Raw genomic sequence first — 20,837 nt, forward strand, 5'->3', positions numbered from 1 at the left:
CGTACAGGTGGCTTCAGTCCGCCGGCGCGGCACGACGGCCACCGCACTGCTGACCCTGCTGCTGACCGCGACCGCGTGCGGTCCGGTCACCGACCGGCAGGCCACCAGACTGCCGGTCGGCTACGACAGCCTGGACGGGTCGCTGGCGGTCTGGCCGGCGCGCGGCGGCCTGACCGGTGACGCCGCCGCGACGGCGGCCGTCACCACAGCGGTCCGCGACTGGCGCTCGCCGGTCGACGACCGGGCGCACCTGCCCTCGTCGGGCATCCTCTTCTCCGGTCAGGTGGGCGGGACGCCGCTGGCCCTGGTCGCCGCGGACGTACCCGGCGAGAGCGCCTCCTGGCTGTTGCAGCTCACCCGGGACGGCGACCGGTGGACGATCAGCCACGCCACCGAGTACACCGACCCCGGCTACCTGGTCTACTCCGACGTGCTGCCGGTACAGCTCCCGGACGGCCGGCACTACCTCACCTCCGCCCGGGTGGAGCGGCTGCTCGGCCCCGACGGGCGGGCGCTGCCCACCGCCGACGGCCTCACCGGGCCGGTCGCCGTGCCGGCCTGCCGGGCGGCGGCGCTGACCGCCACGCTGCGGCCCACCCGCTCGCTGCCGCGCGGCCGGGCCGCGGACCGCCTGCTCGACCTCGGTACGGCCACCGCTGACCCGCGGTACCCGCTGGTCCGCGACGAGACCGGCTCCGGCCGCCGGGCCCTCACCGGGCTGGACACCTGCGTGCTCGCCGGCGAGCAGGGCCCGTTCGGCAGCATTCCGCGCCGGATCGGCGACCAGGACGCCCCCCGCTCGACGCCGGAGTCCTGGCCGATGGCGAAGCTCGCCGTCCGCTCACTGGGCGAGGTCGCCCACGGCGGTGGCGAGCCGGCCGACCTGGAGCAGCTGAGCTGGGAGAGCGCCACCGGCACGATGACCGCCGTGGTCTACCGCCCGGCCGACGGCGGGACCCCGGTGGTGTCCCCCGCCGACCGCTCCACCACCCTCCAGGCGTACCTGCTGCCGGTGCCGGGGCGGCCGCTGGCGGTGTTGAACTGGCGGGCCAACCGGGACGCCTCGTTCGCGGCGCCGCCGGGCACGTCGCGCCTGGTGGACCGGCCGGGCCTGGTGGTGGTGCCGCAGCCGGCGAGGAAGCAGACGTTCAGCCTGGCCGGCACCGAGAAGACCTGGTACCGGTCCGTCGGCGGTCGCTGACGCCGCCGGTTGCGGTGCTGAACGCGACGAACGGGCGGCCCGGAGTTCTCGGGCCGCCCGTTCCTCGCGGTGCGTCAGTTCTTGGCGCCGGCCTCGTCGCGCTCGACGGGCTCGACGGGCTCGGCGTCGAGCCCGGAGATCCAGCCGGTGACGTCCCGGGCCACGTCCTGGGCGGTCAGGCCGAGGTCCGCGAGGATCTGCGCGCGGGTGCCGTGCGGGTGCCAGTCGGCCGGTACGCCCAGGTCGCGCAGCGGCACCCGGACGTCGACGTCCCGCATCGCCTGGGCGAGGGCGTCGCCGACGCCGCCGACCCGGACGCCGTCCTCGACGGTGACCACGAGCCGGTGGCCGGCGGCCAGCTCGACCAGCTCGGCCGGGACCGGGCGGACCCAGCGCGGGTCGACCACGGTGACCCCGTAGCCCTGCTCGGCGACCCGGGCGGCCACCTCCATGCCCAGCTGGGCGAAGGAGCCGACGGCGACGAGCAGCACGTCGGTACGGGCCGACTCGGCGAGCACGTCGACGGTGCCGACCCGGCGCACGGCCGGCAGGTCCGCGGCGACCGTGCCGGTCGGGAAGCGGACAATGGTCGGACCATCGTCCACGGCGATCGCCTCGCGCAGCTCCTCGCGGAGGCTGCCGGCGTCCCGGGGGGCGGCGATCCGCAGGCCGGGCACCACGCCGAAGACGGACATGTCCCAGATGCCGTAGTGGCTCGGCCCGTCCGGGCCGGTGATGCCGGCCCGGTCCAGCACGAAGGTCACCGGCAGCTTGTGCATCGCCACGTCCAGCAGGACCTGGTCGAAGGCCCGGTTGAGGAAGGTGGCGTAGACCGCCACCACCGGGTGCAGGCCGCCCATCGCGAGGCCGGCCGCGGAGGTGGCGGCGTGCTGCTCGGCGATGCCCACGTCGTACACCCGGTGCGGGTGCTTGCGGGCGAGCGTGGCGATGCCGGTGGGCTCGGCCATGGCGGCGGTGATGCCGACCACGTCCGGGCGCTCGTCGGCGATCGCCACCAACTCCTCGGCGAAGACGTGGGTCCACTTCACCGACGGGGCGGCGACCAGCTTGCCGGTCTCGATGTCGAACGCGCTGCCCGGGCCGTGCAGGCGGTCCGCCTCGTCCTCCTCGGCCGGGCGGTAGCCGTAGCCCTTGCGGGTGACCGCGTGCACTATCACCGGGCCGCCGAAGTTCTTCGCGGCGCGCAGCGCCGACTCGACCGCCGCCACGTCGTGCCCGTCCACCGGGCCGACGTACTTGATGCCGAGGTCCTCGAACATCGCCTGCGGGGCGACCGCGTCCTTGATGCCCTTCTTGACCGCGTGCAGCACCTCGTACATCGGCTTGCCGACCAGCGGGGTCGAGCCGAGGGCGTCCTTGACGCTGTCCAGCACCTTCTCGTAGCCGGGGCTGAGTCGCAGCGAGGAGAGGTGGTCGGCGAGGCCGCCGATGGTCGGCGAGTACGACCGGCCGTTGTCGTTGACCACGATCACCAGCGGGTTGCCGGCGGTGGCGATGTTGTTCAACGCCTCCCAGCACATGCCGCCGGTGAGCGCGCCGTCGCCGACCAGGGCGACCACGCTGCGCTGCTCGCCGCGCAGGGCGTACGCCTTGGCGAGGCCGTCGGCGTAGGACAGGGCGGTGGAGGCGTGCGAGTTCTCGATCAGGTCGTGCTCGCTCTCGGCCCGGCTCGGGTAGCCGGAGAGCCCACCGCGCTGGCGCAGCTTGTCGAAGCCGGCCTGCCGCCCGGTGAGGATCTTGTGCACGTAGGCCTGGTGGCCGGTGTCGAACAGGAGCCGGTCCCGGGGAGAGTCGAAGACCCGGTGCATGGCCAGGGTCAGCTCCACCACACCCAGGTTGGGCCCGACGTGCCCGCCGGTGCGGGAGACCTTCGCGATCAGGAAGTCACGGATCTCGGCGGCGAGGATGTCCAGCTGCTCGGCGGTCATCCGCTTGACGTCCTGCGGGCCGCGGACGGCGCCCAGCAGCCGACCGTGGTCGGCCGTGCCCTCTTCAACACTCATGACGGAAGAGTCTATCGGCCACCCGCCAACCCGCAGCTCGGCCCGAGATCCTCGCAGGTGGGAGCGGATATATCCGGCTCGGGCGGCCGTTGCGGTCACGGGGTGATCACCAACCGGCGCGGCGGGGCCGACGCGGCGGCGGCGTACGCCGGCCCGGCCGGGGTCCACGAGCCGAGCACGGCGGCCCGCCGGGCCCCGGTCACCGACGGGATCGCCCCCGGCAGGCCGTGCCAGGACAGCCAGCCGAGCAGGGCGAACGCGTACGCCTCCTTGGCCTGCGCCGGCACGCCCAGCTCGTCGGTCGTGCGCAGCCGCCAGCGGCCGGCCCCGAGCGCGGCGAGCCGGCCCCGGAGTGTGGGATTTCGCACTCCCCCGCCGGCGGCGACCACCTCGGTGACCCGGTGCCGGTCGCACTCGGCGGCCACCGTCCGGGCGGTCAGCTCGGTCAGCGTGGCCAGCACGTCGTCGGCAGCCACCGGCTCGCCCAGCGCGGCCAGCCGGTCGTCCAGGTAGCCGGCGTGGAACAGCTCCTTGCCGGTCGACTTGGGCGGGGCCGCGGCGTAGTAGGGCTCGGCGAGCAGCAGCTCCAGCAGCCCGGGGTGCACCCGGCCCGCCGCCGCGCGGGCCCCGTCCAGATCGCAGGGGCGGCCGAGGAGGCGGCGGGCGGCCGCGTCGAGCAGCGCGTTCGCCGGGCCCACGTCGTACCCGAGGACGGGCGCGCCGGGCGCGACCACGGTGAGGTTGGCGATGCCGCCGAGGTTGAGCGCGGCCCGCGGCCCGGCGGCCGGGTCGAGCAGCAGCGCGTCGAAGGCCGGCACCAGCGGCGCGCCCTGCCCGCCGGCCGCGACGTCCGCCGACCGCAGGTCGCTGAGCACCGGTACGCCGACCCGCGCGGCCACCCGGGCCGGCGCGCCGAGCTGCAGGGTGCCCCGGGCCCGGCCCGCCTCGACCCAGTGGAAGACCGTCTGCCCCGGCGAGACCACCACGTCGGCCGCGCCACCGGCCAGCTCCACGCCGGTCGCCGCCGCGTCGGCGAAGACCTCGCCGAGCCGGTTGTCCAGCCGGCAGACCGCCTCGATCGTGGTGCCGCCCGGTGGCAGCAGCGCGCCGATCTCGGCCCGCAGCCCGTCGTCGTAGTCCAGGCTGGCCGTGCCGAGCGGCCGCAGCCGCAGCGTCTCCCCGGCGCGGGTGAACTCGGCCGCGGCCACGTCCACCCCGTCGTACGAGGTCCCCGACATCAGCCCGACGATCTTCATCGCGCCAGGCTAGTCGGGCGGCAGGAGCAGGCCCACCAGCTCGACGTGCTGGGTCATCGGGAACAGGTCGAAGCCGCGCAGCGCGGCCAGCCGCCAGCCCAGGCCGGTGAAGGTACCCACGTCCCGGGCGAAGGCGGCCGGGTCGCAGGCGACGTACGCCACCGCGCGCGGGCGGCCGGCCACGACGTCGCGCACCACCTGGGCGCCCGCGCCGGAACGTGGCGGGTCGAGCACGACCACGTCGACCGGGCCGGTGACCCGGCGGCGGGCCAGCGCGGTCTCCACCCGGGCCGCCACCACCTCCACCCGGGTCAGGTCGGCCAGGTTCGCCCGGGCGGCGGCCACCCCCTCCGCGGAGGACTCGACCAGGGTGACCCGGGCGTCGCCGACCCGGCCGGCGAGGGCCGCGGCGAACAGCCCGGCGCCGCCGTACAGGTCCCAGGCCGACTCGCCGGGCCGCGGGTCGAGCAGCTCCAGCACCGCCCCGACCAGGGTGTCCGCGGCGGCCGGGTGGACCTGCCAGAAGCCGGACGCCGGCACGGACCAGTCCCGCCCGGCGGCCACCTCCCGCACCACTGCCGGTCCGCTGACCGGCGTCGGCACCCCCTCGGCCACCGCCACCACGCTGACGTCCCCGCCGGTGGAGGCGACCGTCTCGACCGCGTCCGCGTCCGGCCAGCGCGCCCCGCTGGGGGCGAGCACCGGCAGCTCCTGGATCGCCGGGTGGGCGATCAGGCAGCGCTCGATCGGCACCACCTCGTGCGAGCGGTGCTTGAGCAGCCCGGCCCGGCCGGCGGCGTCGACCGCGTACCGGACCCGGGAGCGCCAGCCCAGCGGCCCACCGGGCAACGCCTCGACGCGGACGCCGAGCCCGTCGACCTCGGCGTCGGTGAGCCCGCCCAGCCGGGTGAGCTGCTCGCGCACCACGGCGGTCTTCCAGTCCAGTTGCGCACCGGGCGACACGTGCTGGAGGTCGCAGCCGCCGCAGCGGCCCGGCCTCGCGTACGGGCAGGGCGGCTCGACCCGGTCCGGCGAGGCCTCGAGGATCTCCACCGCGTCGGCCCGGGCGAAGCCCCGGTGCAGCTCGGTCACCTCGGCCACCACCCGCTCGCCGGGGAGCGCGTGCCGCACGAAGATCACCTGGCCGTCGAGCCGGGCCACGCAGTGCCCGCCCGGGGCGACCGCGTCCACGGTCAGCTCGACCCGCTCGGCCTCCTCCAGCGCCCGCCGCTGCCCGACCACACCGTCGGCGGTCACGGGCGGTCCCCGGCCGGGCCGCTCTCACCGGCCGGCGCGGAGACCACCGGCGGGGCGGTCGGCGACAGGGTGCTGCGCGGGGCGACCCGCGGCCCGCGCGCCGGCCCTCGGCTGAGCGTGGCGTCCAACCGGTCCAGGTTCTTACTGGCGGTCGAGGCGAGCTGCCACGGCACGCTGGTCACCATCACGCCCGGCTCGAAGAGCAGCCGGCCCTTGAGCCGCAACGCGCTCTGATTGTGCAACAGGTTCTCCCACCAGCGGCCGACGACGTACTCGGGGATGAAGACGGTGACCACGTCGCGGGGCGACGCCCGGCGGGTCGAGGCGACGAAGTTCAGGATCGGCCGGGTGATCTCCCGGTACGGCGAGTCGACCACGGTCAACGGAACGGGCAGCTCGCGCCGCTCCCACTCCTCCTGGAGCTGCCGGGTGTCCTTCTCGTCGACGTTCACGGTGACCGCGGTGATCGTGTCCGGCCGGGTCGCCCGGGCGTACGCGACGGCCCGCAGGGTCGGCTGGTGCAGCTTGCTGACCAGCACGATCGCGTGGTTGCGGGCGGGCAGCACGCCCCGCGCCTCGGTGGGCTCCAGCTCGACGGCGATCCGGTCGTAGTGCCGGCGGATGGCCAGCATCAGCAGGTAGATCACCGCCATCGCGGCGATCGCGATCCAGGCGCCGAGCAGGAACTTGGTGATCAGCACGATCACCAGCACGGTGCCGGTCAGGACCATGCCGAAGCTGTTGATGGCCCGGGAGCGGATCATGCGGCGGCGCGCCTGCGGGTCCCGCTCGGTCCGCAGGTGCCGGTTCCAGTGCCGGATCATGCCGGCCTGGGACAGGGTGAACGAGACGAACACCCCGACGATGTAGAGCTGGATCAGCCGGGTCACCTCGGCCTGGAAGCCGACGATGAGCACGATCGCGAAGACGGCGAGGAAGACGATGCCGTTGGAGAAGGCCAGCCGGTCGCCGCGGGTGTGCAGCTGCCGAGGCAGGTAGCGGTCCTGGGCGAGGATCGAGCCGAGCACCGGGAAGCCGTTGAAGGCGGTGTTGGCGGCCAGGAAGAGGATCAGCGCGGTCATCCCGGCGACCACGTAGAGCAGCACCGAGCCGTTGCCGAACACCGTCTCACCGAGCTGGGCGGTGACGGTCTTCTGCACGTACCCGTCCGGGCCGGAGATGATCTGCGACGGGTCCTCGACGAACTGGAGGCCGGTCAGCCGGGCCAGCCAGATGATGCCGACCAGCATGGTCACCGCGATGGTGCCGAGCAGCAGCAGGGTGGTCGCCGCGTTGCGGCTCTTCGGCGCCTTGAACGCCGGCACCCCGTTGGAGATGGCCTCCACGCCGGTGAGCGCCGCGCAGCCGGAGGAGAAGGTTCGTAGCAGCAGGAAGACCAGCGCGAAACCGGCCACGCTGTGCTCGGGCCGGATCTCCAGCCCGGCGCTGGGGGCGACCAGCTCGTCGCCGAGCACGAAGACCCGGACCAGCCCGGTGAGGATCATCCCGCCGATCACGATCACGAAGCCGTACGTCGGGATGGCGAACGCCGTGCCCGACTCGCGCAGGCCGCGCAGGTTGATCGAGGTCAGCAGCACCACCGCGGTCACCGCGATCAGCACCTTGTGGGTGGCCACGAAGGGCACCACCGAACCGAGGTTGGCCACGCCCGAGGAGACCGACACCGCGACGGTGAGCACGTAGTCGACCAGCAGGGCGCTGCCGACCGCCAGGCCGGCCCGTGGCCCGAGGTTGACCGTCGCCACCTCGTAGTCGCCGCCGCCGGACGGGTAGGCGTGCACGTTCTGCCGGTAGCTCGCCACCACGGTGAGCATCACCACGACGACCGCGAGCGCGATCCACGGCGAGTACAGGAACGCCGACGCGCCGGCGATGGAGAGCGTCAGCAGGATCTCGTCAGGCGCGTACGCGACGCTGGAGAGGGCGTCGGAGGCGAAGACCGGCAGCGCGATGCGCTTGGGTAGGAGGGTGTGCTGGAGCCGGTCGGACCGGAACGGTCGACCGACGAGGAGTCGCTTCAGCAGCGAGGTGGGACTGGCCACAAGCGCTAAGGGTACGACCAACCGCCGCTGGGCGTCGGGGGTGCCTGATCAACCTCCCGCGCACCCACGCGGTACGGTCGGTCCCCCGCCCGGGGCGGGGACGTGGCAGGCTCGCAGACGACGGGCCCAGCGGGCGGCACCGTGGGAGGAGCAGACACCGTGCATGTCGTGATCATGGGTTGCGGCCGGGTCGGGTCGACCCTCGCCCACAGCCTGGAGTCCCGGGGGCACTCGGTGGCGGTGATCGACCAGGACGCGGACGCGTTCCGCCGCCTCGGCCCCGACTTCGCCGGCATCACCGTCACCGGGGCCGGCTTCGACGGCGAGGTGCTGCGCCAGGCCGGCATCGAGCGGGCGGACGCCTTCGCGGCCGTCTCCAGCGGCGACAACTCCAACATCATCTCGGCCCGGCTGGCGCGGGAGACCTTCGGCGTCTCCCGGGTCGCCGCCCGCATCTACGACCAGCGTCGGGCCCAGGTCTACGAGCGGCTCGGCATCCCCACCGTGGCCACCGTCCGGTGGACCGCCGACCGGATGCTGCGGCACCTGGTGCCGGAGGGCTACGTCGAGATCTTCCGGGACCCGACCAGCACCGTGTCGGTCGTCGAGGTGCCGGTGCACAAGGACTGGATCGGCCGGCCGCTGCGGCAGCTGGAGGAGTCCGCCGGGGCCCGGGTGGCGTACCTGATCCGCTTCGGGATCGGCATGCTGCCCACCGCCTCCACCGTGGTGCAGGAGGGCGACCAGGTCTTCATGCTGGTGACCGACGACATCATGGCGGCGGTCACGTCGGTGGCGGCGACGCCGCCGGAAGGAGGGCACTGAGCATGCGCATCGCCATCGCCGGCGCCGGCAACGTCGGCCGGTCGATCGCCCAGGAGCTGATCGACAACGGCCACCAGGTGATGCTCATCGAGCGGCAGCCCAAGATGCTCCGCCCGGACCGGGTGCCGGCCGCCGACTGGGTGCTCGCCGACGCCTGCGAGCTGGCCAGCCTGGAGGAGGCCAACGTCGCCGGCTGCGACGTGGTGGTCGCCGCCACCGGCGACGACAAGGTCAACCTGGTCGTCTCGCTGCTGGCCAAGACCGAGTTCGCGGTGCCCCGGGTGGTCGCCCGGGTCAACCGCGCCGAGAACGAGTGGCTCTTCACCGAGCAGTGGGGCGTCGACGTCGCGGTGAGCAAGCCGCGGGTGATGGCCGCCCTGGTCGAGGAGGCGGTCACCGTCGGCGACCTGGTCCGGCTGATGACCTTCCGGCAGGGCGAGGCGAACCTGGTCGAGATCACCCTGCCGCCCACCGCGCCGTACGTCGGCCAGCCGATCCACGCGGTGCCGCTGCCCCGGGACGCCGCCCTGGTGGCGATCCTGCGCGGCAAGCGGGTGCTGGTGCCGAGCCCGGACGACCCGATCGAGGCCGGCGACGAGCTGATCTTCGTGTGCACCGCCCAGGTGGAGGACGAGGTCCGCGCGGTGATCCTCGGCCCGGACAGCGTCGAGCGCACCCGCGGCAAGGGCTGAGGCCCGACCCCGGGTCACCGCCGGCCGCCCGGGGCGGTCTGGCGGGCTCAGGCGCCGGACAGCGGCTCCGGCGCGTCCTCCCGGGTCACCCGGCGCACCGTCCAGACCGTGATGAGCAGCAGCAGCGCGTACGGCGGGTAACCCAGCGCCAGCCGGGCCACGCCCAGCGCGGTGTCCTGGTGGGCCAGGTAGAGCCCGGCCTGCACGCCCACCTTGGCCAGCCAGACCACCCCCCACAGCACGGTGAGCTGGGTGAAGGTGCGCACCAGCCGGGGGTCGTCCCGCCACTCGGCGCGCCCCTTGGCGACCAGCACCGACCAGATCCAGCCCACCAGGGGCTGCCGGACCACCGCCGAGACCAGCAGGGCCAGGCCGTAGCCGATGCCGTAGAGGATGCCGGGGAGGTAGAAGTCCCGCTCGTCGCCGGTACGCCAGGCGATGGCCGCGCCGACCGCGATGCCGAAGAGCCCGTTGACGGCGTGCCGGACCGGCCGGCGTTGGGCCAGCCGCAGGCCGGCGATGAGCAGCGCCACCGCCACCGAGGCGAGCACCGCCGGGCGGGGCTCGCCCACCACGTTGGCGATCACGAAGACCACCACGGGGATGCTCGACTCGACCAGGCCGCGCCAGCCGCCGAGCTGGTCGGCCATCTGCTCGGCGAGGCTGGGCAGCCGTTCGTCGTCCGGCGGCCCGATCTCCGGCTCGGTGGTCCGGTGCTGTCCCGTCGTCACTTCGGCGACTCCAGCTCGTAGTACGGGTTGTAGATCACCTTGCGGTCGTCCCGTACGGCCACCCGGCCGCGGGCGGTGAGGTGCCGGCCCGGCTCGATGCCGGAAATGTGCCGGCGACCCAGCCAGACCAGGGTGACCACGTCGCTGCCGTCGTAGAGGTCCGCCTCCAGCGTCGGCAGGTTCGTCCGGGGCGTGTAGACCACCGTGCGAAGCCGCCCGGCGACCGAGACCACCTGACCCCGCATGCACTGCAGGGCCGGCATGCCGCCGGACTGGGCGCTCTCCCGGCGCAGCTCCTGCGCCTCGATCTCGGCCTCGCTGGCGGTGAGCCGTTGCAGGATGCGCCGCAGCGACACCCGGCCCTCGTCGGTCGTCATGACCTCCGCGTCACCCTCTCCACGCTGGCCGGTCGCGCCGGCGCTGGCCCGGCTCCGGAATGCCGGAACCGTCCCGCCAGCGTACGCCGATCCGGCGGCCCGGCGGACCCGGCGTCCGCTGCCCCGGCGTACGGCGGAGGCGCCCGGCACACGAGGGGCCCGGCGCCGCCGGCGGAAGCCGACGGGACCGGGCCCGGCGTGGGTGTCTCAGGCCTCGCGCTGGCCGGGTGCGGGGTTCTCCTGGGTGGCCTGCTCGGCCATCTCGCGGGGCAACCGCAGCGGCAGCGGCTCGCGGACCGGCTTCGCCTCGTGCCCCCGGTCGACCATCAGGCCGTCGAGGCAGATCGCCAGCGGGCCGGCCGCGGTCGGGTCGGTGGCGGCCGCGCCCTGGAAGACGCCGCGGACCATCCAGCGCGGCCCGTCGATGCCGACGAAGCGCAGGTCGGTCAGGCCGTCCGGGGTGCGGACCCGGGCGTGCAGCTCGGTGCCGTACTCCCCCTCGACCTCGCGGGCGGCGGTGCCGTCGTTGAACAGCGACTGCCGGATCTCCTCGCGCACCTCGTCCCAGATGCCCTCGGAGCGGGGCGCCGCGAAGACGCCGAGTTGCAGGGCGTTCTCCCCGTGCACGAGCACGACCTGCTGGATGACGCCCTGCGGGTCGGCCTGCACCCGGACCTCGACCTCGGGCACCGCCGGGATCTGCAGGCTGCCCAGGTCCAGCCGGGGCATGTCGGGCGCCTCGGAGGCGTCGTACGGGCCCCGGGACGGCGCCGCCGGGGTCGACTCCTCGGCGTCGCCGAGGACCTCGGTGGTCCGCTCGTCACGCGCGTGCCGCGCGTCACCGGCCCGCTTTCGGGAGAAGATCACTGCGCCCACCCTCCGCTGTTCGCACTCACCCTGCCACCTCTTCCGTACGCCCGTCCGCCCGGTCTGGCGATTCCCGCCGTCCGGCGGCACCGGTCGGCGCCGGGACCATCCCCGCGTGCCCGCCGGTCGACCCGTGCCCACCGGTTCCGCGCCGGGACGCGGGCAGCTCCGCCACCGGCTGGAAATCGGCCCGCGCCACTCGCTGGACGACGAGCTGCGCGATCCGGTCGCCACGGCTGATCTTCGCCGGCACGTCCCGATCATGATTGATCAGGTTGACCAGGATCTCACCCCGGTAGCCGGCGTCGACCGTACCGGGCGCGTTCAGCACCGTCACGCCGAGCCTGGCCGCCAGGCCCGACCGGGGATGGACCAGCCCGACGTACCCCTCCGGCAGCGCGAGCGCCACCCCGGTGGGGACGAGGGCCCGCCCCCCGGGTGGCAGCTCGACGTCCGCGGCGGCCACCAGGTCCGCGCCGGCGTCGCCGGGATGGGCGTACGCGGGCAGCGGCAGCTCGGGGTCGAGCCGCCGTACGGGCACGGGTACGACGTCTGTCACGGTCTTCCTCTTCCGTCCGGTCCAAGGTGACCCTGCCATCCTGCCGGTTGGCGGGCCGCTCGTGCGCCGTACCCTCGGACTGTGAGCCTGTCGCCATCCTCGTCGCCCGCCCCGGCCCCGTCGGCGGCGGTGTCCCCGGCGTACGCCGAGCGGCTCGGCCTGCCCTGGTGGTACTGGCTGGCCGGGCTCGGCCTGGCCGGGCTGCTCGCCGCCGAGCTCTGGATGGGCGCCGCCGGGCTGCGCTCCTGGCTGCCCTTCGTGCTGCTGCTGCCGGCGACGGTGGCCGCCCTGTGGTGGCTGGGCCGGATCCGGGTCGCCGTCGGCGACGGCGAGCTGTGGGTGGACGACGCCCACCTGCCGGTGCCGTTCGTCGCCGACGCCGTCCCGCTGAACGCCGCCGGCCGCCGCGAGGTGCTCGGCACGGGGTCCGATCCGCTCGCGTTCGTGGTGCAGCGACCCTGGGTCGGTGGCGCGGTCCAGGTGGTGCTGGACGATCCGGCCGACCCGACCCCGTTCTGGGTGGTCAGCTCGCGGCGCCCGGTCGAGCTGGCCGCGGCGATCATGGCCGCCCGCGACGCCGCCTGAGCCCGTCGCCCCGGGCTCAGGGCAGCGCGGGCCGTGACCCGGGCAGCTCCCGCCCCTTCTTCCGCAGGTCCCTGCGGAGCTGGTCGGCCAGGCTCCGGGTGGCCCGGCGGTTGAGGTAGCTCGCGACCGCGGCGCCGGTGAGGAACGGCCCGAGTGTGGTGAGGTTGCGACCGAACCGCTTGAGCAGCATGTCCCGCAGTTCCTTGCGGGCGGCGGTGCCGAGCACGGCGCTCACCCCGACCCCCGGCATCATCGGATTGACCCCACGCTGACTGGCCCAGGCCTGCACCAGCGCGACGGCGCGCTGGGTGCCGGCGGTGGGCAGCGGCACGCCGTGGACCTCGTGCAGCTCCCCGATCAGCTTCAGCTCGATCGCCACCACGGTGACCGTCTCGGCGGCGAGCAGCACGGGCGCGGAGAGCAGCGTCGGGGTGGCTACCCACTCGACGGCGGCGATTCCGCCGCCGGCCGCGCCCACCCCGGCGGTGGCCCGGGCGGCGTTGCGGACCAACCGCTCGGCCAGTTCCTCGTCGTCCAGGCCGGGGAAGTGCCGGCGCAGGGTGGCAAGGTCACGGATCGGCACGTGCGGGGCTACGTCGGCGACGGTGTCCGCCATCCAGCGGACGGCGGCCTTCGGCTTGAACAGGTCGGCGAGCCCCCGGGCGCGCGCCTGGCCGACCAGGCGGGTGAGCAGTTGCCGCCGCCGGGCGGGCGCGAGGTCGTCCGCGGTGAGCGCCGCCACGGTCGCGCCGAGCTGGTCGGCGTCGTCGCCCCCGGCGGCCGGCCGGTCGATGTCCCCACCGGCACGCACCTCCATGCCGTGTGCGTCGGGCCCGCTGGCCCGTTCACTGCGCTCACTCACCCGTCCGACCTCCCGCGTCCCGGCCGGCTGTGGAAACCGCCCGACAGAAGTCAAGCAGCTTCCGGCCGTCGGCGCACGGCGGCTCGAACAGCGGCGGCCCCGTCAAGGAGGCCGCCGCCGGTGACACGCGTCCGGTTCAGACGCACTCGCGGCAGATCAGCTCGCCGTTGCGCTCGACCGCCAGCTGGCTGCGGTGGTGGACCAGGAAGCAGCGGGCGCACCGGAACTCGTCCTGCTGCATCGGTAGCACCTTGACGGTGAGCTCCTCGTCGGCCAGATCGGCGCCGGGCAGCTCGAAGCTCTCGGCCACCTCGGCCTCGTCGACGTCCACGGCAGCCGACTGTGAGTCGACCCGCCGGGCCTTGAGCTCCTCGAGGCTGTCCTCGCCGAGGTCGACCTCGTCGCGACGCGGGGCGTCGTAGTCGGTGGCCATCGGTTTCACTCTCCCATATCGATATGATCGCTTCCGGTTCTAACGCCGGACGACGCTGTTTCGGTTCCATTGGCCGGCCACCATTTGTGTCGGTCACCCGACCCCAACGACCGGTGGGCCAAGTCCGCCCGAGAAACTCCCCAGCGAGCGCGGAACCTTACCCCCCCTTTGGGCGAGGCATGTATACCGCCCTCGCGGCAAACATGTACGCCCCTGCACCCGAAGTTGTTCCCAATGTGACTCAGGCGACACGAAGATAGGGGTAGTAGTACCCGGTTCCCGGGTGGCGCGCCGGCATGTCGGACTGTTTCCACGCGACGGCCGGACAACCGTTAACCTCAGCGGCGTACTCGACGGCCGGCGGGGCGGCCAGACCGCCAGCGGCCGCCGCCATCCAACACGTCCGGGGAGCGCCCAGATGAGTTTTGCGCGAGTGCGAGCACTCGTTGTCGTCGGACTGCTGGCGGTCGTCGCCCTGGTCTTCGTCGTCGTCGCCCTGGTACGCGACACCCAGGGCAAGGTGGGCACCGCGGCGGGCTGCCCCGACGGCTGGCCGCTGGCCGACGTCACCCTGCGCGAGCCGAAGGACGTCAAGATCAACGTGCTGAACGCCACCGACCAGATTGGCCGGGCCGGCGACGTCGCGGACGACTTCCGCAACCGCAAGTTCCAGGTGAAGAAGGTCGGCGACGCGCCGAAGGGCTTCGACGGCGTTGCCGTGCTCCGCTTCGGACCGAAGGGCGTCGGCTCCGCGCACCTGCTGCGGGCCTACTTCCTGAACAACGCCGACCGGATGTACGACGCCCAGCGCAAGGACGACACGGTCGACGTGGTGCTGGGCAACGGCTTCCAGCAGCTGGCCACCACGACCGAGGTCAACCAGTCCCTCGGCGACCTCGGCTCGCCGCAGGTGCCCGCCGGCTCCTGCCCCAAGCCGGTCGACAAGTAACCCCGCCCCGCCGGGGCCCTTGATCGACTCCAGGTCTCGGACCTGGCGGGGCCGTACGGACCGGCCACCCCCACGTCCCGGACCTGGGGTGTGGCCGGCCCGGACGCGAGGACGACCGCCGGACGGCCCGCCGCCGCCCGAGGCGCGTGCCGGGCACCCGGCGACCGCACGGCGGCGGCCGACCATCCGAGGCGAAGCCCGTCACGTCGATCGGGCGGGTCAGGGGCCGCCGGACGCATCCAGGGCGGCCAGCCGGGTGTGCAGCGGCGCGAACAGCGCCGGCGGCGCGGCGATGACCAGGTCCGGCCCGGCGGGCCGGCCCTCCAGCCCGGCCACCCGCAGCCCCGCCTCGGCGGCGACCAGCCCGCCCGCCGCCTGGTCCCAGGCGGCCAGCCCCTTCTCGAAGTAGGCGTCGACGCGGCCCTCGGCGGCCAGGCAGAGGTCCAGCGCCGCGGCCCCCATCCGGCGGATGTCCCGGACGTGCGGGATCAGCTCGGCGACCACCCGGGCCTGGTGCGCCCGCCGGCGGGGGTCGTAGCCGAACCCGGTGGCGACCAGCGCCTGACCCAGGTCGGTCTCGGTGGAGCAGCGCAGCCGCTCACCGTCCCGCCAGGCGCCGCCACCCGCGGTGGCGGTCCACTCCTCGCCGGTGGCCACGTTGCGGACCACGCCGGCGACCACCTCCCCGTCCACCTCGGCGGCGAGGGAGACCGCGCAGTACGGCAGCCCGTACAGGTAGTTCACGGTGCCGTCGATCGGGTCGACGATCCAGCGCACCCCGCCCGGGCCGACCGGCCCGGTCTCCCCCGCGCCGTACTCCTCGCCGAGCACCGCGTCGTCCGGGCGGAGCTTGCGCAGGGCGTCGAGCACCTGCCGCTCCACCGCCCGGTCGGCAGCGGTGACCACGTCGGTGACCGTGCTCTTGGTCGCGGCGACCGAAACCCCCTCGGCCCGCATCCGGTGGGCGGTGGCCGCCGCGTCCCGGGCGACGTCGATCGCGATCTCCAGCAGTTCCTGCGTCGGCGGCGCCGAGCGGATCATGGTTCGTCCCCTTCCGGCACGACCGGGGATTCCCGGATCGCGCGTGGGTATCATCCTTACAAAGTCCACATCTGCGCCCAATCGGCGGCCCGTTGTCACCGATACGCCGTGCGGCGCGGAATGATCCCGGCAGACGGCGTTACAATTCACCCTGCCCACGCGCCACGGACCGCCAGTCACCGGCCGGTCCGGGACACGGGGGTCCCTCAACGACATCGCCCGGCACGGCGTTCCGTGCTGCGCCGGACGACCCGGCCGTGCCCGCTCTTCGCCTCCGGAAGGTCATTCGTGACAGAACCCCGCCAGAACGGCGCCGACGTTCGCTCGCTCACCGACACCCTGATCGCCCACGCGCAGAGCGCCGGCGGTCAGCTCACGTCGGCTCAGCTCGCGCGCACTGTCGAGTCCGCTGAGGTGACCCCGGCCCAGGCAAAGAAGATCCTGCGCGCGCTTTCCGAGGCTGGCGTGACGGTGGTCGTGGACGGCTCCGCCAGCACCCGCCGTCGGGTGGCCGCCGCCCGCTCGGCCACGCCGGCGTCCCGGGCCACCACCGCCAAGACCACCAAGAAGGCCGCCGCGCCCGCCCCGAAGCAGGCGCCCGCCGCCGGCGAGGCCCCGGCCCCCGCCCCGCGGAAGGCGACGGCGCGCAAGGCCGCCGGCACCACCGCCGAGGTGGCCGCCAAGGCCGCCGCGCCGGCCAAGGCCACCAAGGCGACCCGGGCCACCAAGGCGACCGTGGCCGCCAAGACCGCCGCGGGAAAGCCGGCCAAGGACGGCGCCGAGGGTGAGATCGACCCGGAGGAGCTCGCCGCCGCGATCGAGGGCGTGGTGGTCGAGGAGCCGGCCGAGCTGACCAAGGCTGCCGAGACCGACGCCGCCGCCTCCGCCACCGACAACGACTTCGAGTGGGACGACGAGGAGTCCGAGGCGCTCAAGCAGGCGCGCCGGGACGCCGAGCTCACCGCCTCCGCCGACTCCGTCCGGGCGTACCTCAAGCAGATCGGCAAGGTGCCGCTGCTCAACGCGGAGCAGGAGGTGGAGCTCGCCAAGCGGATCGAGGCTGGGCTCTACGCCGCCGAGCGGCTGCGCGCGGCCGAGGAGGGCGAGGAGAAGCTCACCCGCGACATGCAGCGGGACCTGGGTTGGATCTCCCGCGACGGCGAGCGCGCCAAGAACCACCTCCTGGAGGCCAACCTCCGGCTGGTCGTTTCGCTGGCCAAGCGCTACACGGGTCGCGGCATGGCGTTCCTGGACCTCATCCAGGAGGGCAACCTCGGCCTGATCCGCGCCGTCGAGAAGTTCGACTACACCAAGGGCTACAAGTTCTCCACCTACGCCACCTGGTGGATCCGCCAGGCCATCACCCGCGCCATGGCCGACCAGGCCCGCACCATCCGCATCCCGGTGCACATGGTCGAGGTGATCAACAAGCTCGGTCGGATCCAGCGCGAGCTCCTCCAGGACCTGGGCCGCGAGCCCACCCCGGAGGAACTGGCCAAGGAGATGGACATCACACCGGAGAAGGTGCTGGAGATCCAGCAGTACGCCCGGGAGCCCATCTCGCTCGACCAGACCATCGGTGACGAGGGCGACAGCCAGCTCGGCGACTTCATCGAGGACTCGGAGGCCGTTGTCGCGGTCGACGCGGTCTCGTTCTCGCTGCTGCAGGACCAGCTCCAGCAGGTGCTGCAGACGCTCTCCGAGCGTGAGGCGGGCGTGGTACGCCTGCGCTTCGGCCTCACCGACGGCCAGCCGCGCACCCTGGACGAGATCGGCCAGGTGTACGGCGTGACCCGGGAGCGCATCCGGCAGATCGAATCCAAGACCATGTCCAAGTTGCGGCACCCGTCGCGTTCCCAGGTGCTGCGCGACTACCTGGACTGACCGCGACACGTCAACTAGTCGTGTCGCTTTGATCACCAGCCGTACAACACTCGATGGTGATCGGTCGGTTGCCTGTTTGTGATCGTTGACGTGGCACCCTTGGTGCACGGCACACTGTCTCCACGCCATGTGTGTGACCTCGGTCCCCCGCGGGCACACAGGGAAGGCAGGGCCCGAGAAGGGTGTTGCACGATAGGTGAGCAACGACCAGAAGAGAGTGTTCATCGGTGACGACCAGAGGAGGAAGGCGATGACCCCGACCCTCACGCCGCCGCCCGAGACGGTGGCTCCCCCAGCCGCCGATGAACGGTGCGACCGCTGCAATGCTGCCGGCAAGCTCCGGATCACTCTTGCGGGTGGGAGCGAGTTGGTGTTCTGTGGGCACCACGCGAACAAGTACGCGGAGGATCTCGTGAAGATCACCGTGTGGTACGCGGCGGACCCCGAGTTCAGCTGGCGTGGCGCCGAGCTTATGGCGAACTGAAACCGCAACCCCGCAACAACGACATAGCCAGCCGGAGGCCCCCACGGGGAGCCTCCGGCCGGCTTTTCGCCGGGGGCACACACCCGCCCCACGGGCCACAGGAGGCGGCGGCGTGGCCGGGCCGGTGGGTGCCCGCCTCCCGGATCAGAGGGTCTGGACGGTGGCGATGCGCTCTTCGAGCTGCTCGATGGTCGCCTGCGCGCTGGGCGGGCCGCCGCAGAGCCGACGCAGCTCGGCATGGATCTTGCCGTGCGGCTGGCCGGTGCGGTGGTGGCGGGCGGCCACCAGGGCGTTCAGCTGGCGGCGCAGGGCCACCCGCCGCTGGGCCGCGCTCATCGGTACCGGCGGCGCCGTCCGGGACTCAGCGGCCGGCTCAGCGGCCCGCGTGGTCGCCCGGCGGCGCTGGGCGGCCAGCTGCTCGGCCTGCCGCTTGGTGAGCAGCAGCGAGACCTGGTCGGCGGTGAGCAGCCCGGGGAGGCCGAGGTACTCCTCCTCCTCAGGCGTGCCGGCCTGGGCCGCGGTGCCGAAGGAAGCGCCGTCGAAGATCACCTGGTCCAGCTCGGCGGTGGCGGAGAGCGCCGCGTAGCGCTTCTCCAGCTCGCCGCTCGCCTGGTCGTCACGCTGGGCACGCTCCAGCAGGTCGTCGTCGAAGCCCTCGTTGTCCTTCGGCTTGCCGAGCACGTGGTCCCGCTCGGCCTCCATCTCGCTGGCCAGCCCGAGCAGGTGCGGCACGCTCGGCAGGAAGACCGACGCGGTCTCCCCGGGGCGGCGGGCTCGGACGAACCGGCCGATCGCCTGGGCGAAGTAGAGCGGAGTGCTGGCGCTGGTGGCGTAGACCCCGACGGCCAGCCGGGGGATGTCGACGCCCTCGGAGACCATCCGGACCGCGACCAGCCAGCGCTGCTCGGACGCCCCGAACGTCGCGATCCGCGCGGACGCGCCCTGGTCGTCGGAGAGCACCACCGCGGCCTTTTCGCCGGTGACCTGCTCGATCAGCTTGGCGTACGAGCGGGCGGTCTGCTGGTCGCTGGCGATGATCAGGCCACCCGCGTCGGCCATCCCGGCGTTGCGCAGCACGGTCAGCCGGGCGTCGGCCGCGCGGAGCACCTGCGGCATCCAGTCGCCGGCCGGGTCCAGGGCGGTACGCCAGGCCTGCGCGACCAGGTCCTGGGTCATCGGCTCACCCAGCCGGGCCGCCAGCTCCTCGCCGGCGTTGGTGCGCCACCGGGTCTCCCCGGAGTACGCCAGGAAGAGCACCGGCCGGACCACGCCCTCGCGCAGCGCGTCGGAGTAGCCGTACACCGAGTCGGCGCGGGACCGCAGCAGCCCGTCCCCGCCCCGCTCGTAGCTGACGAACGGGATCGGGTTGTCGTCGGACCGGAACGGCGTACCGGTGAGCATCAGCCGGCGTACCGCGGGCTCGAAGGCGGCCTTGACCCCGTCGCCCCAGGAACGGGAGTCGCCGGCGTGGTGGATCTCGTCGAGGATCACCAGGGTGCGCCGGGTCATGGTGCGCCGTCGGTGCACCTGGGGGGCCATGCCGACCTGGGCGTAGGTGACGACCGCGCCGTGGAAGTCGGCGGAGGAGTGCAGGTCGGCGTTGCGGAACGCGGCGTCGAGCTGGATGCCGACCCGGGCGGCCGAGTCGGCCCACTGGGTCTTCAGGTGCTCGGTGGGGGCGACCACGGTGACCGCCTCGACGGTGCCGTCGGAGAGCAGCTCGGCGGCGATCCGCAGGGCGAAGGTGGTCTTACCCGCCCCGGGCGTGGCAACCGCCGTGAAGTCGTCGGTGCGCCGGCGGAGGTACTCCACCATCGCCTTGCGTTGCCACGCACGCAGGGGTGGGAACGTCTCGAGCACCGGCGTCCGGGCTGCCACGCGAAGGCTCCTCTCCGACCGCACCATGGCGGACCCGGGCCGAGGGCCACGGTTACCGCCGCCCATGAAAACGCCTCCGCGCAGAGGATGCCGCGAAGGCCGACTCAGCATAACCAGCGGGGCCGGATCGGCCCAGGCGACGCCACGCTGGTCACATCCGCGACCCCCGCGCGGCGGGCTCGACCGGCGGCTCAGCCCTGGGGGCCGCGGGTGCCGGTGCGCGGCGGGCGCATGCCGGGCACCGGGGCGGACCAGCGCCGGCGCAGCGAGATCAGGCGCAGCGCGACGACGAAGACGGCCGCCGCGGTCAACGGCGCCGCCGTCGCGTGTCCGTACGTCGACAGCAGGGCCACCATGATCGACCCGGCGAGCGCCGCCACCGCGTAGATCTCCCGGCGCAGCACCACCGGGATCTCCCCGGTGAGCAGGTCCCGGCCGAGTCCGCCGCCGATCGCGGTGATCATGCCGATCATGCAGGCGCCGACCGCCGGCACGTGGGCGTCCAGGGCCTTGAGCGTGCCGGTGACGGTGAACAACCCGAGGCCGGCGGCGTCGAGCACCAGGACGGTGGTCCGCAGCCGGGCGAGCTGCGGGTGGAGCCGGAAGACGGCGGCGGCGGTGACCGCCGCGGCGAGCGCGTACCGCCAGTCGGCGAAGGCCAGCGGCGGCACCTCGTCGATCACCAGGTCGCGGAAGATGCCGCCGCCGAGCGCGGCGACGACACCGACGAAGACCACGCCGAACAGGTCCAGCCGCTTGGCCACCGCCGCGGAGGCCCCCGAGGCGGCGAAGACGGCCACCCCGGTCAGGTCGGCGAAGAGCAGAGGGGTGGAGGTGGTCACCGCCGCAGGTTACGTGGGCGCCCGGCA

Annotated in this window: 20 protein-coding genes; 7 read left to right on the forward strand and 13 right to left on the reverse strand. The window is 73.8% G+C overall.

What is annotated here, in order from left to right; all coding sequences use genetic code 11:
- The first annotated feature begins 7 nt into the window (after nucleotides 1-7).
- Complete coding sequence (locus SLP03_RS14030; protein ID WP_319461024.1) at nucleotides 8-1,201, forward strand: hypothetical protein; 1,194 nt, start codon at nucleotides 8-10, stop codon at nucleotides 1,199-1,201.
- 74 nt (nucleotides 1,202-1,275) lie between these two features.
- Here SLP03_RS14030 and dxs read toward each other — a convergent pair whose 3' ends face one another.
- The 4 genes from dxs to SLP03_RS14050 form a co-directional block, all read right to left on the reverse strand.
- Nucleotides 1,276-3,225: a 1-deoxy-D-xylulose-5-phosphate synthase gene (gene dxs, locus SLP03_RS14035; RefSeq protein WP_319461025.1), complete on the reverse strand. Its 1,950-nt coding sequence runs from the start codon at nucleotides 3,223-3,225 to the stop codon at nucleotides 1,276-1,278.
- A 95-nt stretch (nucleotides 3,226-3,320) separates the two neighbouring features.
- Nucleotides 3,321-4,481, reverse strand: a complete 1,161-nt coding sequence (locus SLP03_RS14040) for an anhydro-N-acetylmuramic acid kinase (RefSeq protein ID WP_319461026.1) — start codon at nucleotides 4,479-4,481, stop codon at nucleotides 3,321-3,323.
- A gap of 9 nt (nucleotides 4,482-4,490) precedes the next feature.
- A complete protein-coding gene (locus SLP03_RS14045; RefSeq protein WP_319461027.1) occupies nucleotides 4,491-5,738 on the reverse strand; it encodes a class I SAM-dependent RNA methyltransferase in 1,248 nt (415 codons plus the stop codon).
- Nucleotides 5,735-7,801 (reverse strand): APC family permease, encoded by a 2,067-nt coding sequence (locus SLP03_RS14050; RefSeq protein WP_319461028.1) that lies wholly within the window; start codon nucleotides 7,799-7,801, stop codon nucleotides 5,735-5,737. Before SLP03_RS14050 ends, SLP03_RS14045 begins: the two co-directional genes overlap by 4 nt.
- A gap of 159 nt (nucleotides 7,802-7,960) precedes the next feature.
- Here SLP03_RS14050 and SLP03_RS14055 point away from each other — a divergent pair, with 159 nt between their 5' ends.
- Together SLP03_RS14055 and SLP03_RS14060 are read left to right on the forward strand one after the other, a co-directional pair.
- The gene (locus SLP03_RS14055; RefSeq protein WP_319461029.1) at nucleotides 7,961-8,626 is read left to right on the forward strand and encodes a TrkA family potassium uptake protein; all 666 of its coding nucleotides are present in this window, start codon (nucleotides 7,961-7,963) and stop codon (nucleotides 8,624-8,626) included.
- 2 nt (nucleotides 8,627-8,628) lie between these two features.
- Nucleotides 8,629-9,318, forward strand: a complete 690-nt coding sequence (locus SLP03_RS14060) for a TrkA family potassium uptake protein (protein ID WP_319461030.1) — start codon at nucleotides 8,629-8,631, stop codon at nucleotides 9,316-9,318.
- A gap of 47 nt (nucleotides 9,319-9,365) precedes the next feature.
- On the opposite strand, the gene SLP03_RS14065 is transcribed toward SLP03_RS14060, so the two are convergent.
- The 4 genes from SLP03_RS14065 to dut all read right to left on the reverse strand — a co-directional run bounded on the left by SLP03_RS14065 (nucleotide 9,366) and on the right by dut (nucleotide 11,852).
- Nucleotides 9,366-10,049, reverse strand: a complete 684-nt coding sequence (locus tag SLP03_RS14065; protein WP_319461031.1) for a DUF3159 domain-containing protein — start codon at nucleotides 10,047-10,049, stop codon at nucleotides 9,366-9,368.
- Nucleotides 10,046-10,426: an OB-fold nucleic acid binding domain-containing protein gene (locus SLP03_RS14070; protein ID WP_319461032.1), complete on the reverse strand. Its 381-nt coding sequence runs from the start codon at nucleotides 10,424-10,426 to the stop codon at nucleotides 10,046-10,048. Before SLP03_RS14070 ends, SLP03_RS14065 begins: the two co-directional genes overlap by 4 nt.
- Nucleotides 10,427-10,633: 207 nt before the next feature.
- Nucleotides 10,634-11,293, reverse strand: coding sequence for a DUF3710 domain-containing protein (locus SLP03_RS14075; RefSeq protein WP_319461033.1), 660 nt, complete (start codon nucleotides 11,291-11,293; stop codon nucleotides 10,634-10,636).
- A gap of 25 nt (nucleotides 11,294-11,318) precedes the next feature.
- Nucleotides 11,319-11,852 carry a dUTP diphosphatase gene (gene dut, locus SLP03_RS14080; RefSeq protein WP_319461034.1) on the reverse strand — a complete coding sequence of 178 codons (534 nt, stop codon included), beginning with the start codon at nucleotides 11,850-11,852 and terminating at the stop codon, nucleotides 11,319-11,321.
- 87 nt (nucleotides 11,853-11,939) lie between these two features.
- Here dut and SLP03_RS14085 point away from each other — a divergent pair, with 87 nt between their 5' ends.
- Nucleotides 11,940-12,437, forward strand: coding sequence for a DUF3093 domain-containing protein (locus SLP03_RS14085; RefSeq protein ID WP_319461051.1), 498 nt, complete (start codon nucleotides 11,940-11,942; stop codon nucleotides 12,435-12,437).
- 16 nt (nucleotides 12,438-12,453) lie between these two features.
- On the opposite strand, the gene SLP03_RS14090 is transcribed toward SLP03_RS14085, so the two are convergent.
- Together SLP03_RS14090 and SLP03_RS14095 are read right to left on the reverse strand one after the other, a co-directional pair.
- The gene (locus SLP03_RS14090; RefSeq protein WP_319461052.1) at nucleotides 12,454-13,254 is read right to left on the reverse strand and encodes a hypothetical protein; all 801 of its coding nucleotides are present in this window, start codon (nucleotides 13,252-13,254) and stop codon (nucleotides 12,454-12,456) included.
- A gap of 181 nt (nucleotides 13,255-13,435) precedes the next feature.
- A complete protein-coding gene (locus SLP03_RS14095) occupies nucleotides 13,436-13,732 on the reverse strand; it encodes a DUF4193 domain-containing protein (protein WP_210907470.1) in 297 nt (98 codons plus the stop codon).
- A 433-nt stretch (nucleotides 13,733-14,165) separates the two neighbouring features.
- Here SLP03_RS14095 and SLP03_RS14100 point away from each other — a divergent pair, with 433 nt between their 5' ends.
- Complete coding sequence (locus SLP03_RS14100; RefSeq protein ID WP_319461053.1) at nucleotides 14,166-14,681, forward strand: LytR C-terminal domain-containing protein; 516 nt, start codon at nucleotides 14,166-14,168, stop codon at nucleotides 14,679-14,681.
- A gap of 219 nt (nucleotides 14,682-14,900) precedes the next feature.
- Here the strand turns inward: SLP03_RS14100 and SLP03_RS14105 are convergent, their stop codons facing one another.
- Nucleotides 14,901-15,722, reverse strand: a complete 822-nt coding sequence (locus tag SLP03_RS14105) for an inositol monophosphatase family protein (protein WP_319461035.1) — start codon at nucleotides 15,720-15,722, stop codon at nucleotides 14,901-14,903.
- A 288-nt stretch (nucleotides 15,723-16,010) separates the two neighbouring features.
- Between SLP03_RS14105 and SLP03_RS14110 the strand changes: the two genes are divergently transcribed.
- On the forward strand, nucleotides 16,011-17,606 hold the full coding sequence (locus SLP03_RS14110; RefSeq protein WP_319461036.1) for an RNA polymerase sigma factor: 1,596 nt from the start codon (nucleotides 16,011-16,013) through the stop codon (nucleotides 17,604-17,606).
- A gap of 250 nt (nucleotides 17,607-17,856) precedes the next feature.
- Complete coding sequence (locus SLP03_RS14115) at nucleotides 17,857-18,090, forward strand: hypothetical protein (protein WP_319461054.1); 234 nt, start codon at nucleotides 17,857-17,859, stop codon at nucleotides 18,088-18,090.
- A 144-nt stretch (nucleotides 18,091-18,234) separates the two neighbouring features.
- Here the strand turns inward: SLP03_RS14115 and SLP03_RS14120 are convergent, their stop codons facing one another.
- Together SLP03_RS14120 and SLP03_RS14125 are read right to left on the reverse strand one after the other, a co-directional pair.
- Entirely contained in the window at nucleotides 18,235-19,968 is a 1,734-nt protein-coding gene (locus tag SLP03_RS14120; protein WP_319461037.1) for a DEAD/DEAH box helicase, read from the reverse strand.
- Nucleotides 19,969-20,159: 191 nt separating this feature from the next.
- Nucleotides 20,160-20,810, reverse strand: a complete 651-nt coding sequence (locus SLP03_RS14125) for a trimeric intracellular cation channel family protein (RefSeq protein WP_319461038.1) — start codon at nucleotides 20,808-20,810, stop codon at nucleotides 20,160-20,162.
- Between the last annotated feature and the right edge of the window lie 27 nt (nucleotides 20,811-20,837).

It is taken from the genome of Micromonospora sp. RTP1Z1, from assembly GCF_033804685.1.
GTDB lineage: Bacteria > Actinomycetota > Actinomycetes > Mycobacteriales > Micromonosporaceae > Micromonospora.